Below are 13,650 nucleotides of genomic sequence, written 5' to 3' on the forward strand. Positions count from 1 at the left end.
CGTCGCTGAAGTCCAGGGCCCGCACCTCCTGGTCGCTGCAGCGGCTCAGCGTCTCCAAACGCTTCTCCGCCCAGTCCTGGACGTGGTTCAAGCGGTGGTCACCTTCCGAAAGGATATGGCCCAGCCATATGGTGGCCGTCCACCCCAGGCTGAGCCCCTGCCAGTTGCCGTGGGTGGGGAAGAATTCGTCCAGCAGGAATGGCACCCCCATCCGTTCCATCTGGACCAGCAGCAAGGGAATATCATCTACTCGTTCATTCGTTACTATCAGTCTCTCGCTCATGGCGAGAGTTTACTACAATCTGCTAAACCCATCTAGATTTGAGCGAACCATGAGTTAAAGGCTGTGAAGATTGAAGATTGAAGATTTAGGGAGAATGTGAGCTTGCGCCCGGATCAAAACGATACGCTTCTGCGGGTGGACAATCTGCAGCTTCACTTCCGGACCAGCCGTGGCGTGGTCCAGGCGGTGGATGGGGTGAGCTTTGAGTTGCGGCGTAACGAGGCCATGGTCATCCTGGGGGAATCGGGGTGCGGCAAGACATCCCTGGCCCGGGCCCTGTTGCGGCTGTTGCCCCGCAACGTGGAACGCTTCAGCGGCAGCATCACCCTGAACGGCCAGGAGCTGATGGGGCTGAGCGACGAAGAGTTCCGCCAGCAGGTGCGCTGGCTGAAGATCTCCTTCGTCCCCCAGGCGGCCATGAACGCCCTGAACCCGGTGCTGAAGGTGGGGGACCAGGTGGCCGAGCCCCTCATGGAGCACCTGCGCCTGGGCCGCCAGGAAGCCCTGCGCCGGGCCGCCGAGGCCTTCACCAGCGTGGGCGTCCCGGCCGATTTTCTCCACCGCTACGCCTTCGAGCTGAGCGGCGGCATGCGCCAGCGGGTGGCCATTGCCATGGCCCTGGTCACCAATCCGGACCTCATCGTGCTGGACGAGCCGACCTCGGCCCTGGACGTGCTGACCCAGGCCAACATCATGAATGTGCTCAAGCGCATCAAGCAGGAGTACACCACCAGCTACATCCTCATCACCCACGATATCGGCACCTCCAGCGAGCTGGCGGACCGGGTGGCCACCATGTACGCGGGCCAGATCGTGGAGTTGAACGACGCCGCCCATTTCTTCAGCCGGCCCTACCATCCCTACGCCCAGGGGCTCATGGCCAGCGTGCCCCGGCTGCGCCAGAAGCAGGACCCGGTCTTCATCCCCGGCCAGCCCCCCAGCCTGCTCCAGCCACCGGCTGGCTGCCGCTTCGCCGCACGCTGCCCGGCCCGCTTCGAGCCCTGCGACCAGGAGCCGCCCCTCTACGAGCCGGGCGCGCGGCAACAGGTCAAGTGCTGGCTCTATGCGGAAGAGCGCCAGCCCGTCCCCCTGTATGCCACGCCCACATGAACCAACCAGGCCCATCCCGACAGGGGACGCCCGCCGCTGTGTATCCGCCAGGAAACCCGGCTGAACAGCGCCCCTGGGGTAGACGAGTCAACAGATCGAGGAAATGACAGACGCCATGACCACCATGCCAGGGTCCACGCCAACGACCGCCATCCATCCCAATGAAGGGCCGCCGGCCGCGCGACAGCCGCTGCTCTCGGTGCAGGATGTACACACCTGGTTCGAGCTGCGGCGCTGGGGTTTTGGCCACGCGGGCTATGTGCGTGCGGTGGATGGCGTGAGCTTCGAGCTGGACGCGGGGGAGACCATCGCCATCGTGGGTGAGAGCGGCTGCGGCAAATCCAGCCTCATGAAAACCATCCTGGGGCTTCATCGCCCGACGAAGGGGGATATCTTCTTCGATGGCCGCAGCCTCAACAGCCTGGACCGGGCCGGCTGGCGCTGGTACCGATCCCAGGTGGGCTATGTCCAGCAGGACCCCTTTGGCGCGCTGCCGCCCTTCATGTCCGTGCGCCGTATCCTGGAGGAGCCCCTGATCGTCAATGGCATCACCGAACAGGCGGAGCGACGCCGGCGGGTGGCCGAGGTGATGGAGGAGGTACGCCTGTTGCCGGTGGGCGATTTTGTGAACAAATTTCCCCACCAGCTCAGCGGCGGGCAGCAACAGCGGGTGGTCATTGCCCGGGCCATGATCCTGCGGCCCCGGCTCATTGTGGCCGATGAGCCGGTCTCCATGTTGGATGCGTCGGTGCGGGTGGAGATCTTGCGGCTGATGGAGAGCCTGCAGGTGGCCCACAACATTGCGGTCATCTACATCACCCACGACCTCTCCACGGTCCGCTATTTCTCCCAGCGCATTTTCGTGATGTATGCAGGCCAGCTGGTGGAGCACGCGGCGGTGGATGACCTGCTGGCTGCGCCCCAACACCCATACACCCAGGCGTTGCTGGCGGCCATTCCGGACCCTGATCCTCACAACGCCACCGTGCTGCGGGAAGTGCCGCCAGGCGAGCCGCCCAGCCTGGTGCGACCGCCCCGGGGCTGCCGCTTTCACCCCCGCTGTCCCCACGTCATCGCCGGCCTGTGCGAGGTACAGGATCCCCCGTACTTTGAGCCGAGGCCCCAGCACTACACCAAGTGCTGGCTGTACGCATGATCGGAATGAAGATAAGGAGGGGCGCCATGGCACCCTTCAACCCAGTGCACTGGATGGTGACAGGCGGTGTCCTGTTGGTGGTAGGCGTGGTCCTTCCCCTGCTGATGGTGCTCCAGGTGCTGGAACCTACCTTCCTGCTGGCCTTCCTGAGTTTCGCCGCCTCCACCGGCGGCTTCCTGGCGGGGATTGCCGGCCTGGCCGCCCATGGCATGGGCCGCCGCGGCCCGCGCGATCCGTTCTGAGAGCCCCCTCACCTGGATGGCGCCATCGCCGCGGTTCCGCTTACAGGGAAGCGTGACGGACCGTCCTGGCCCAATCGGCCACGGCCCCGGGCGCCACCTTTCTCGCCAGGTGTAACAGGTAGCGTCCCCGATCGGCCAGCCGCTCCATGACCCGCACCTGGAAGGCAACGGCGGCTGGATGCAACAGATCCTCGTCCTGGCCCGCACCGTCCAGCAGGCCGGCCATTACCGGCCGGGCCAGGGAGCCCAAATCGGCCCGGCTTCCCATCTGATGCTCCACGGGTCGGGGCAAAGGCACCTGGAACAGGCTATGGGCCAGGAAGATCCCCAAACAGAGGCGGCGTTGGGTGCCCAATGCCCTGGCCCGGGCCATCAATTTGGACCAATCCAGATCCGGGCGGGCTTCAAGCAGGTGCGCCAGGTCACAGATCCAGGAAAGCCGCTGCCAGCGGTGTTTGGCCCCGTGGACGCAAAGGAACCAGAGCAGGTTTTCCAGGGAAAAGGTGAGAAGCACCTCATTCCCCAAGGACACAGCGTCCAGGTCTTCCCACAGGAACTGGGGGCTGGCCGGGAAGACATAGCGGGGCAGGGGCCGCCAATGCAGCTCCACCAGGACCTGGCGAGCCGGCTGCCAGAGCACCAGCTGATAGGCCCACGAGGAGCGGGAGACCAGATGGCAGACCCGCTTCATCTGAAGTGGCCGTTCCCCAGTGGCCACGGCGGCCGGCCGCAGAATCTGGTAGCCGGCCGCAAGGAGCACGTCCAGCGCCTGTAGCACATCCTGATCCCGCACCAGCAGATCCAGGTCCCCAAAGGGGCGCAGGGAAAGGTCGCCGTATAGACTTGTGGCCAGCACAGGCCCCTTGTAGGGGAGCACCTGAATGTTGCGTTGCTGGAACCGGGCCAGCAATTGCAGCAATTCCCGGGTCAGGTGGAGGCTGCTCTGGATGCTGACGTGCATCTGTTCGTCCAGCCAGCGGCGCACCGCCGCCGGCACGGCCTGGGGAGCTGCCGTTTGCAAGCCGCGAGAAAGCAACGGAACCACATGGTGGTGCTGGGCAAGATGGCAGAGAAGGGACCAATCGACGGCATCCTGCAGGCAGGCGCGAATACACGCTGCCTGCTGCTCGACCGGTCCTGGACGAGCACAGGACAGCAGGAGTCGCATCTCACCGTTCTGCTTGAAAGGCACCCCGGATGCCGACATATCCCTCCCTGTCTACCGAAGACAGCAATACGTAACGCCCCAGATCGGGCAGGTCGCCCACCAGCACACCGCTGTCATCCGCCACCCAGGCATGGGCTTCGAAGCGCCCATCCTCCCTCCGAGCCACGCCGATGTGGAACCGGGCGGCGTGTCCATAGAGCGAAAGCAGAAAATGGGCAGCCAGGGCCTGGGGCAGGCAGGTGCTGCCGGGCAAGTAGCGAGCAGCCAGGCGGATGGCTTCGGCGATGCGAGTTGGCGGTGGCGGCGGCTGGGGGAGAAAGCGGCCAAAGCGGCCAGCCAGAGCGGCCAATCCCCCCTGGACGCGATCCAGGGGGAGGCGGCGAAGGGCTACCCGCACACCGGCCAGCGCCAGCAGTGCCAGCACCAGAAGCAGCTGCTCCCTCCGGGGCAGTGTGAAAAAGCGACGAAGCCGGATCCCCGCCACCGCTGCCTCCTTCCTAAATCCCCGCAACCATGTCCAGGGCACCAGGACCGGCCGGCTTCAGGTCGGAGACGCCCTGCATCTGCTGCCGCCAGGAGCGGGCATAGCGGCCGCCCTGGGCCAGCAACTGGTCGTGGCTGCCCGATTCGACCACCTGGCCGGCTTCCATCACGTGGATCATGTCGGCGTACATGGCGGTGGTAAAGCGGTGGGTGATCATCAGAACCGTGCGGCCAGCCGCCAAGCGGCGAAAACGTTGCAGCCAGTCGTGCTCGGCCCAGGGATCCATGGCACTGGTGGGCTCGTCCAGGACGAGGATGGGGGCGAGGCGCCAGTAGGCCCGGGCCAGGGCCAGTCGCTGCCACTCACCGCCGCTGAGCTCGCACCCCTCCTTAAACCAGCGCCCCAGCAACGTTTCATAGCCATGGGGCAACCCGGCGATGAACGAGTCTGCGCCGGCGGCGCGGGCAGCCGCCTGGACGGCCGGGAAGCCATTCACAGCCAGCCGATCGCCCAGGACAATGTTCTCCCGGGCGGTATCCTGATATCGGATCGGCTCCTGAAAAAGAACGGTGATCTGGCGTCGCAGCTCCTGCAGGCGGAAGCAACGCAGATCCACATCGTCCAGCAGGATGCGGCCTGGATCGGGATCGTAGAAGCGGCAGAGCAGGCGGATGAGGGTGCTCTTGCCCGCACCGTTGGCCCCCACGATGGCGACAATCTGGCCGGCCGGTATTTCCAGGTGAAAGTTCTTCAGGGCAGCGCGCGCACTGCCCGGGTAGCGAAACGTCACGCCGTCGAAGCGAATCCCTTGGCGCAGGGGGGTCGGAACGGCGACCGGCTTCTCCGGGTCGGCCACAGCCGGTTTCAGTGCCAGGAAGGAGAACAGGTCACTCAAAAACAGGCTGTTGCTGTAAATGTCGCCCAGGCTCTCAAAGAGGGTTCCCATCAGGCGCTGGCCCTGTTGAAAGGCCTGGGCGAAGAGGGCCAGATCCCCCAGGCTGAAGAGGCCCTGCATCACTTTCCAGAGCATCCAGGCCAGGGCACCGCCCATGATCAGGAGGGAACCCGTTCCGGCCACCGCCTCGGCCTTGCCCTGATCCCAAGCCAGCCGGATCCGCTCGTTTCGCAGTTGCCGGCGGAGGGATTGAAACCGGGACTGGAAGTGGGGTCCCAGATCGAACATGCGCAGCTCGGCCGCCGGCTCTCGATCCGTCAGCAGCCAGTTGTAGTACCAGGTTCGTCGCTCGTTCTCGGTATTCTTCAGGCGCCAACAATGGAAGCGATAACGATGCTCCAACAGGACATAGAGGGCTGGCAGGCTGCTGGCCACCAGCGCCACGGGCAGGCCAACGCCGTAGGGGAGCAACACGGCAGCCATGGCCACCAGGGTCAGGCCATTTTGCAACACGGCCCCCAGGCTTTCCAGCAGGATGAGGGGCCGTTCCAGGGCATGATACTGGGCCCGGTAGAGGCGATCGTAATATTCGGCCCGCTCATAGAAGGAGAGATCCACCGCCATGGACTGGTCATGGATCAGCGCGCTGACGTGATCGGTGACCAGCTCGGCCTGGGCCGTTCGCACGAAGTCCGCCCCATAGGCCAGGAGTCGGGTCAACAGCAACACCCCAACCAGCCCCCCAGCCAGGGGAAGGACCGTTCCGTAGGCCATCCAGCCGGCCTGGTTCTCCAAAGCCAGCACCAGGTTGTCCACCAGAGCCCGGGTCAGATAGACCGTCGCTACCGGCAAGATCCCCTGGAGGATCAACAGCCCGATCCAGGCCAGGGTCCAGGGGCGGGCCGCAGTCCAAACCATGCCCAGGGTGCGGAGCAGATAGGGCCATTGGGCCAGCGCAAGGGCCAGCCTGGCACGCGCCAGGGCCAGATGATCTCTCATGGTGGGCTTGGCCGGTCCTGAAGTCGGCGGGAAGGGGTCGGCACGGGAAACCGATGGATGCTGCCGGTCTCCATATGCTGCTCAATGGCACGTTGAACCACAGGGAGAAGGGTATGTTCCCGGGGATAGGCCAGGAAGAAGAAGGGGATCCGATTGACCAGCCTGGCGTATCGGTGGAATGCAGCGGCCAGCCAGTCCCGGTCCGTCACATCCAATTGAAAGGCGTGGCGAATAACCTCCAGCATGGCCTCGTTGGCCGCCATGGGGCGGATGGTGACCTCCTGGCCGGCCGTGGAATCTCCTGGGGGGAGCAGGACGTAGACACGACTTAGCGGGGTCGCGGGCAGGGGGCCGGCGCGCTCCAGGAGTACCCGTTTTTTCTCAGTGTAGTGGGCCAGGGGCATGGGCGTCGCGCGCCCGTCCATCAGCGCGTCAATGCTCTCCGGCCAGAGGCGCACGCCGGGGTAGCTGAAGTGCACCTGAAACTGCCCCTCTGCCTCTTTCAGAAGCAGGCAGTCATCCGTCAGCACTGGATGGCCGGCCAACCCCAAACGGGTCACCAGGGTAGACTTCCCCATGCCTGTCCTGCCCACGAAGGCAACAGCCCGGCCGGAGATGGCACAGGCGGCCCCATGAAGCACCAGCTGCCCCTGATGGGCCAGCACCAGGGGAATCACCTGGTTCAACAGGAGATGACGTAACGTCTCCGGCGGGCAGTCTGAGTCGGGATAACAGCGGATGACCCGCGCGTCGGCGGACAGGGTGAACCGCGCCAGATCCGAGAAGTGAAGCAGATACCCATCTGCCAGTCTCCCGAAGGCCAGCCAGACGCTGCCATCCGGGTCATACCACTCGTTCAGACGCTGGGCTGGACTGGCCAAATCCGGCGGGTTGTTGCCCAGCTCCACGCGGAAGAGGGGCGAAGTGTCATCCCCGGGGATGAGTTCTCGCAGGGGAAAGGTGCAATAAAAAGTGTAACCACAAATTTGATAGGCAAACATGGGGGACGATCTCACAAGCCTGGCGATGGGCCGGGGATGCTCCTTCGGGAGCTATCCCCGGCCCATTTGTCGACCACACTGTGCCCGGACACCGGCAGGCACCGGCATCTACGCACACGACACGGCTTTCCCTGTATAGACGGCTATTACTTCTTTTTCTTCTTGCGGCCCCGGGCGGTGCTGGCCTGGGTTACCTCCCGTACTGCCCCGTATTCCTTGAGCAGCGGTGCCGCATAGGGCTTCTTAGATGGCTCCATCGTTTCTCACTCCTTTCTGGGGGGACACCCAATGGGGATCAGGAACTACCACAGCGAGATACTACAACCAATGCTCTACAACAAACCCTTGAATACAGGGAAAGGCCGTGTCAAAACCATGTCACAACGGAGGCTGGGCCAGGACCTGGATCAGATCTTTTTGGGCCAACTGCCTCAAAAAAGAGAGGAGATCCTGCTCGCATTGCTCTGGCGCCACGTCATACTCGGCACAGAGGCGATCCCGGATCTCGGCTACAGTCCGGGGCTCCTGGAGGAGATTCCAGATGGTTACGCCAACGCCGCCCAGGCCGTAGTAGGAACCTGTCTGGAAACCCAAAACGACCACTTCATCGCCGAATTGGGCTGCAATCTGATCCTTGGTGGCCACGACCCAGGAGGCCAATGAGAGCGAATCCGTAGAGTCGGTTAAATGCATCGGTTACTCCGGTCATTGTTCAGTCGAAGGCTGGACACCCAATCGGGAAATAGCAAAATAGCGCAAAGTCTATTGGTATACCGATGACGAGGTCAAAGTAGACTTACCGCTGCATAGGGCTACGGCGTTAAGGTGGCCCTTACCCATTTGAATTGTTACGGAATCAGCAGAAAGTCGGGTGGCAAGTTTGCTACAGCCGACAGGATCTACCTGGGTAATGAGGTCTGTTGCACATGCAGAGGAGGCGGCGATGGGTGCTTCTGACCATGCTCCTATTATAAGCTGATGGGGCCATCCTATTCCTTACAATTTTCTGTCTTTTTCACAGACAGGCCCGGCAGCCTGGCAGTTAATCCTTGTCCTGCCCCCCCCTGCTGAAAGCGCCCCACCCACAGCACAAAACGGCGGACTTCCCCGTTGGGGGAGAGATCCACCCGCTCGTCTGTGCGCCACGCCTGGGCACGCTGCACCAGCGCCCGCCAGTGCCGGGGCAGGTGTTGCAAGGCCCACTGCACAGCCTGGGGCTTGCTGGCCAGGCCCCCTGTTTCCAATGCATACAGGATGCGACACATGGTTTCAACCACGTAGGCCTTGTGCTTCAGGGGGAGGAACCAGTCCGGATCCCCTTCATCCTCGGCCCACGTCACCCAATCCCCCAGCCGCTCGGCCACTGCCTGCCGCAACGTCTGGGGCGCAATCGGATCGATGAGAGTGCGGGGATCCGGCCCCCACAGGATGCGGCCATGCTCCCGCACGGTCCACCGCTCCAGGATCCAGTTGGAACGATGCTCCTGCCACATCAGCCGCTCCCCCTCGCCCTGCCCCAGGGTGGGATGGCATAGGCTCGGCCGAAATACCCGCACGGCCTCCTGATCCACATACGCGATTTCCAGCCGCCGGGCAAAGGGGTTGGGTAATTCGGCCAGCCCTTCGTGCAGGCGGACCAGCCGTTGAAACGCTGGTTCATCCACCGGCGCCCCGGTCACCGCCAGCACGTCCACATCGCTGGTGGCCTCATCAAAATCCCCATAGGCCAGGGAGCCCCGCAGGTAGACACCCACCAGGTTGTCGGACAGCGCGTCCTGGATGCCCACCAGCAGCGCGCGCAACAGGTCATGGACCGACGGCGGCACCTTCACTTCGATATCCATGGCCCCTCCCCGCTGTTGTTCACCACCAGATCGAAGGAATCCCGGGGCCGCACCTGGGTGAAATAGTAATGTTCCAGGGCATCCCAACGGGCATGCCACTGGCGCAGAAACCCGGCCTCCTCCCGGCGGGCCAGGCGGGCATGCCGCTCCGCCACCGGCACATCCACCAGGATGGCCAGAGCCACCAGGTCGGCCAGGGCCGGGCCGGCCGAGTACGCCCCCTCGACCACGATGATCTCCGCCGGCGGGCAGCGCCGGGGCGTCTGCGCCAGGCCGTAGGTGCCGTCGGGGCGCAGGCCCCCGGCGAAGTCAAAGGGGTGCCACACGGCTTCCTGGCCGGCCAGCAGGGGCACCAGCACCTGCCGGCGGAGCCGTTCCCAATGGAAGACCCGTTCCAGCTTCTCTGCCACGGTAAAGGTGTCCCAACAGGCATCCGGGATATGGCCGGAGAAAAAGTCATCCAGGGGGATCAGGGCCAGGTCCAGTTCCCGCCGGAGTCGGCCGGCCAGGGTAGACTTGCCCGCGCCGCTGCCGCCGTCCAGGGCGACCACCAGGGGCCGGCTGTCTCGGTGGGAGACCGCCAGGCGCGCCTGGCGGATGGCCGCCACCAACGCATCCCATTGTGTGATGAATCTAGTGAACTCCATAAAACCCCTTCAGCATTTTCGGCAAAAATTCGACAGCAATTTGGCTGGCGAGTTAATAATCTGCCGGCCTATCCTGGAATGGGCCAGCACCGATTCCAAAGATGTGGTTTCGTTATCTGAATGCTTTGACCCAATGTGGAAATCGAACCGTTCAAATTCAAAATCGAGAGGGGGAACCATGAAGACGAAGGCCAAACAGATCCATATCCTTCTCATTCTTGTCGCCCTGTTAGTCGGCGATCTGGCTCAACAACCGGCTCAGGCGGCAACTGGCACGTCAATCGCAGTCAACACATTCCGGGATGAAATTAACGACAATGCGCAATGCTCCTTACGAGAAGCCATCTTGGCGGCCAACACGAACACGCCCATTGGTGGTTGCCCGGCCGGCCATCCCACCCTGGCGGACACCATTGAACTCTCGCCAGGGACCTACACCCTGACCATTTCAGGAGCTGACGAAGATGATGCCCACACAGGTGATTTAGATATTCGCGGCACTCTCAATCTGGTTGTCCAGGATGCAGGCCAGGCGACCATCCAGGGAGCAGAAGGTTGGAATGATCGTATCTTTCACATCCTTTCTGGCAGAGTCACCCTCTCCCACGTAATCATCCAGCATGGCCATAGGGAAGACTTCAACTCCAGTGACCCCAGTGCCGATGATGGCGGTGGCATTCTCAACGAAGGCGTCCTGACCCTGAATGATGCCATAGTCGTCAACAATGCAGCCAGAAATGGTGGAGGCCTCTACAACCATGGCCGGTTGGTCCTGAATCGAAGTATCATCAAAGACAACCAAACAACGAGCAACACCGGTGGCACCGGCGGAGGGGGCATTTTCAACGAAGGAACCCTGGTCCTCAACGATAGCCAAGTCTCCACAAATTCAGCAAGAACGAGCGGTGGCGGAATCTACAACCTTTCAGGGACAGTGACCCTCAATGCCAGCGCCGTTATCAGTAACACTGCTATCACCTTTAGTGGAGGGGGTCTGGTGAATGAGGTAGGGGCTGGAGCGATGGTGTTAAACCACAGCCTTGTAAGCGGCAACAGCTCTAGATTCGACGGCGCCGGCATCTTCAATCGCGCAACGCTAAAATTGAGCCATAGCACCGTCACAGAAAACCAGACCCAGCTGATCGGTGTTGACAGTGGAGGTGGGGGCATCTTTAATAGCGGCACGTGCACCCTTGACACCAGCACCCTCAGCCAGAACCATGCGGTGTTCGGCGGCGGACTCTATAACGTAATCTGGTACGTAGACTCTCATCATGGCCTCCTATGCCAGAACCATGCGGTGTTCGGCGGCGGACTCTATAACTCTGGCCAGTGCACTATTCTGGAGAGTGCCATACGAGACAACGAAGCAGTCTTTGGTGGCGGTGGTATTGAGAACTACATTGAGAAGTCTCTGACTGTAGAGAGAAGCACCATCAGCAACAATACAGCCGGCGGTAACGGTGGTGGCATAGACAATTTCTTTGGCCACAGCAGTTTGTTCAACAGCACAGTAAGCGGCAACCGGGCAGGCTTAAACGGCGGTGGTATTCACAACAATGGAGTCGTGCTGGCCAATCAACAATTAGTGACCAGTACAACCACCCTGAGCTTTGTAACCATTACCGACAACACCGCTGATGCAGACGAGGATGAGCACGGCGACGGGGGCGGAATCTTCAACGTCGCCCACAGTCTCGGTAATCAGGGAGTGGTTAGATTGCACCAGGCGATTCTGGCGGGTAATCATGACCGCAGCGCTGCTGACAAACACCCGGACTGCTCCGGCCCCATCGATTCGCTGGGGTTCAACCTGGTTGGAAACGACACCGGCTGCAGCGGGTTCAGCGGCCTTTTCACCATGCCTGGGGATATTGTGGGCACCGGCAGCAGCCCTATCGATCCTAAATTGGGGCCTCTCCAGGATAATGGTGGCCCGACCCTCACCCACGCCTTGCTGGCTGGTAGCCCTGCTATCGAAAACGGCAATAACACCACCTGCCCCGCCAGTGATCAACGGGGTTTCCCACGGCCGACCAATGCTTTCGAAGACAGTCTGGCCCGGGCCCGATGCGATATCGGCAGCTTTGAAATCAGCAGACGGGTAAGCCTGGGTGGCGTCGGCACCAGTGAACTAACGCCCATCGCCGGCACTACACTGCCAGATGTACGCTTGACCTTCACCTTGACCTGGACCCATCCGGTACAATGGCGGAAACTGGATGTTTTGGATCTGCAGGTGGGCGAGGGCCTGGAAACGGTCCTCTGGGTCCGGTTTACGGAAAGCCAGGACGATAGCGGCAATGATGCCAGCACGTTCAGCCTGATTGACGGGCATGGCAACGTTATCGGGAGCGGAAGCGCTGGCGAAGACACGGTACTGGAAACAGAAACAGCCCGGTTACACCTGGAGGAAAGCTTCTTCCAGGCTGCCGGAGTTCAAGATCCGACCGTCATCGTCCATTTCACAGTCAGCTTCAAACAGTTGGCGGCCGGCCATCACTATCCAGTTTTCCTGTCTGCAACAGACGATGACGGCAATAGCCAGGAAGCTGAAATGGCGGGCATGTGGGGCGTAGGGTCATTTGTCTACCTGCCCTGGACCAGCCAACCTTAAAAGTTCGCCACTCGAATCAAGATCTACACAGCAGCCCCCTCGGGGCGCACACCGAAGGGGGCATTCCAGGGCGCATTCGACATCCATGGAATGCCCCCTTTTCCCCCGCCCCATTTCATCTAACCAGAGACTCCTCTTGTCTCTTCTCTAAAAGTTCTATGTGCCTCTGCGTCTCCGCTAGCTAGGTTTTAAAACAGGATTGACACCGCACCCATTTTTGGCCATACTGGTACAGTCTGGCGTCAATACCACAGCAGAAATTCGGCGGCACTACCTCTGGCGGATACCATCGGCGAATTTCTGCCGGGATTTACCACCTTCCCACCAGGAGAGAAAACCCATGCAACCGCCCCATCCCAACCCGCCCCCCGAAGCCGAGGAAGCCGACCTCCGCCAACAGCTCCACCTCCTGGAGGCCCACGTCGCCCGCAACGACGCCGAAATCGACACGCTCCAAATCCAGGCTGCCCGCGCGGCACGCCCCTGGTACCGGGACGCCTCCATCCTCATCGCGCTGATGGCCCTCCTCTTTTCCTTCGGGACCACGGGCGTCTCCTACTACATGACCGCCCAGCAGGCGATTCAAAACAACCGGGCCGAACTGCGCACCTTTCTCCAACGCCTGAGCGCCCTGCCCCGGGAAAACGCGGAGCTGGCCGCTTACCCCGACCGCCTGATCGCCGCCCAGCTCTCCAGCATGATCAACGCCGAGGCCACCCTGTTGGCCAGCCAGGCGGTCGAAGTGATGAACCGCCTGCCGGCCAGCTACGTTTCGGCCAACGAATACAACCTGGTGGCCGGCATCCTCTTCAGTACCGGCGAATTCGAGCTGGCCGGCCAGCTGCTGGAACGGGCCCTGACCATCACCAAAAGCCCCAACGAAGAACGGGCCACCCTCCGGGCCTACGGCAACCTGCTCTTTGCCTCCGGCAACGCGGAAAAGGGCCGAGAGATGTACCGCAAAGCGCTGGAAGTCTCCCGCCTCTATCCCTCCCAGGTGCGCTACTACACCGACTGGAGCGATGCCTACACAGAGATGTTATGGGCAGGGGCCGAGTTGAGCCAGAAGCACTGCGGAGAAGCCCGGGAACACATACAGCAGGCCTTTCAACTGGCCCAACAACTGACCCCGGGCGCCGGCCGGGATGAGCTGATGGGCCAGCTGCAGCAGGCCAACCTGCTGGTGGAAGCCTGTACCCCCTGA

General features: G+C 62.2%; 13 protein-coding genes and 1 pseudogene. 5 read left to right on the forward strand and 9 right to left on the reverse strand.

The genetic code is table 11. The features are described 5' to 3' along the window. A pseudogene (locus tag FKZ61_RS17660) lies at positions 1-283 on the reverse strand (IS1634 family transposase); the annotation flags it as partial. A 96-nt stretch (positions 284-379) separates the two neighbouring features. Here FKZ61_RS17660 and FKZ61_RS17665 point away from each other — a divergent pair. The 3 genes from FKZ61_RS17665 (at position 380) to FKZ61_RS17675 (ending at position 2,791) form a co-directional block, all read left to right on the forward strand. After that, positions 380-1,393 (forward strand): ABC transporter ATP-binding protein, encoded by a 1,014-nt coding sequence (locus FKZ61_RS17665; protein ID WP_141611464.1) that lies wholly within the window; start codon positions 380-382, stop codon positions 1,391-1,393. A gap of 124 nt (positions 1,394-1,517) precedes the next feature. Continuing rightward, on the forward strand, positions 1,518-2,549 hold the full coding sequence (locus FKZ61_RS17670; RefSeq protein ID WP_141611538.1) for an ABC transporter ATP-binding protein: 1,032 nt from the start codon (positions 1,518-1,520) through the stop codon (positions 2,547-2,549). 26 nt (positions 2,550-2,575) lie between these two features. Continuing rightward, positions 2,576-2,791, forward strand: coding sequence for a hypothetical protein (locus FKZ61_RS17675; protein WP_141611465.1), 216 nt, complete (start codon positions 2,576-2,578; stop codon positions 2,789-2,791). Positions 2,792-2,831: 40 nt separating this feature from the next. Here the strand turns inward: FKZ61_RS17675 and FKZ61_RS17680 are convergent, their stop codons facing one another. From FKZ61_RS17680 to FKZ61_RS17715, 8 genes are all read right to left on the reverse strand, one after another. After that, a complete protein-coding gene (locus tag FKZ61_RS17680; protein WP_141611466.1) occupies positions 2,832-3,998 on the reverse strand; it encodes a nucleotidyltransferase domain-containing protein in 1,167 nt (388 codons plus the stop codon). After that, positions 3,961-4,383, reverse strand: a complete 423-nt coding sequence (locus tag FKZ61_RS17685) for a lasso peptide biosynthesis B2 protein (RefSeq protein WP_170199928.1) — start codon at positions 4,381-4,383, stop codon at positions 3,961-3,963. Before FKZ61_RS17685 ends, FKZ61_RS17680 begins: the two co-directional genes overlap by 38 nt. 73 nt (positions 4,384-4,456) lie before the next feature. Continuing rightward, a complete protein-coding gene (locus FKZ61_RS17690) occupies positions 4,457-6,337 on the reverse strand; it encodes an ABC transporter ATP-binding protein (protein WP_141611468.1) in 1,881 nt (626 codons plus the stop codon). Further along, positions 6,334-7,338, reverse strand: coding sequence for a phosphoenolpyruvate carboxykinase (ATP) (locus FKZ61_RS17695; RefSeq protein WP_141611469.1), 1,005 nt, complete (start codon positions 7,336-7,338; stop codon positions 6,334-6,336). The genes FKZ61_RS17690 and FKZ61_RS17695 overlap by 4 nt, the downstream gene beginning before the upstream one ends. Before the next feature lie 146 nt (positions 7,339-7,484). After that, positions 7,485-7,595 (reverse strand): lasso RiPP family leader peptide-containing protein, encoded by a 111-nt coding sequence (locus FKZ61_RS17700; protein WP_141611470.1) that lies wholly within the window; start codon positions 7,593-7,595, stop codon positions 7,485-7,487. Between the two features lie 121 nt (positions 7,596-7,716). After that, entirely contained in the window at positions 7,717-7,998 is a 282-nt protein-coding gene (locus tag FKZ61_RS17705; protein ID WP_170199930.1) for a lasso peptide biosynthesis PqqD family chaperone, read from the reverse strand. Between the two features lie 329 nt (positions 7,999-8,327). Next, positions 8,328-9,182: an aminoglycoside adenylyltransferase domain-containing protein gene (locus FKZ61_RS17710; RefSeq protein WP_141611472.1), complete on the reverse strand. Its 855-nt coding sequence runs from the start codon at positions 9,180-9,182 to the stop codon at positions 8,328-8,330. Next, positions 9,167-9,790: a uridine kinase family protein gene (locus FKZ61_RS17715; RefSeq protein ID WP_141611473.1), complete on the reverse strand. Its 624-nt coding sequence runs from the start codon at positions 9,788-9,790 to the stop codon at positions 9,167-9,169. The genes FKZ61_RS17710 and FKZ61_RS17715 overlap by 16 nt, the downstream gene beginning before the upstream one ends. On the opposite strand from FKZ61_RS17715, the gene FKZ61_RS17720 reads away from it, so the two are divergent. Both FKZ61_RS17720 and FKZ61_RS17725 read left to right on the forward strand, forming a co-directional pair. Beyond that, a complete protein-coding gene (locus tag FKZ61_RS17720; RefSeq protein ID WP_141611474.1) occupies positions 9,780-12,446 on the forward strand; it encodes a CSLREA domain-containing protein in 2,667 nt (888 codons plus the stop codon). The genes FKZ61_RS17715 and FKZ61_RS17720 overlap by 11 nt on opposite strands. A gap of 340 nt (positions 12,447-12,786) precedes the next feature. Next, positions 12,787-13,650: a tetratricopeptide repeat protein gene (locus FKZ61_RS17725; protein ID WP_141611475.1), complete on the forward strand. Its 864-nt coding sequence runs from the start codon at positions 12,787-12,789 to the stop codon at positions 13,648-13,650.

It is taken from the genome of Litorilinea aerophila (assembly GCF_006569185.2).
Classification (GTDB): domain Bacteria; phylum Chloroflexota; class Anaerolineae; order Caldilineales; family Caldilineaceae; genus Litorilinea; species Litorilinea aerophila.

Coding starts and splice junctions, on each gene's coding strand:
- FKZ61_RS17675 (WP_141611465.1), top strand. CDS start 2,576: ATGGCACCCTTCAACCCAGTGCACTGGATGGTGACAGGCGGTGTCCTG.
- FKZ61_RS17690 (WP_141611468.1), bottom strand. CDS start 6,337: ATGAGAGATCATCTGGCCCTGGCGCGTGCCAGGCTGGCCCTTGCGCTG.
- FKZ61_RS17720 (WP_141611474.1), top strand. CDS start 9,780: ATGGCCGCCACCAACGCATCCCATTGTGTGATGAATCTAGTGAACTCC.
- FKZ61_RS17725 (WP_141611475.1), top strand. CDS start 12,787: ATGCAACCGCCCCATCCCAACCCGCCCCCCGAAGCCGAGGAAGCCGAC.
- FKZ61_RS17695 (WP_141611469.1), bottom strand. CDS start 7,338: ATGTTTGCCTATCAAATTTGTGGTTACACTTTTTATTGCACCTTTCCC.
- FKZ61_RS17670 (WP_141611538.1), top strand. CDS start 1,518: ATGCCAGGGTCCACGCCAACGACCGCCATCCATCCCAATGAAGGGCCG.
- FKZ61_RS17710 (WP_141611472.1), bottom strand. CDS start 9,182: ATGGATATCGAAGTGAAGGTGCCGCCGTCGGTCCATGACCTGTTGCGC.
- FKZ61_RS17680 (WP_141611466.1), bottom strand. CDS start 3,998: ATGTCGGCATCCGGGGTGCCTTTCAAGCAGAACGGTGAGATGCGACTC.
- FKZ61_RS17700 (WP_141611470.1), bottom strand. CDS start 7,595: ATGGAGCCATCTAAGAAGCCCTATGCGGCACCGCTGCTCAAGGAATAC.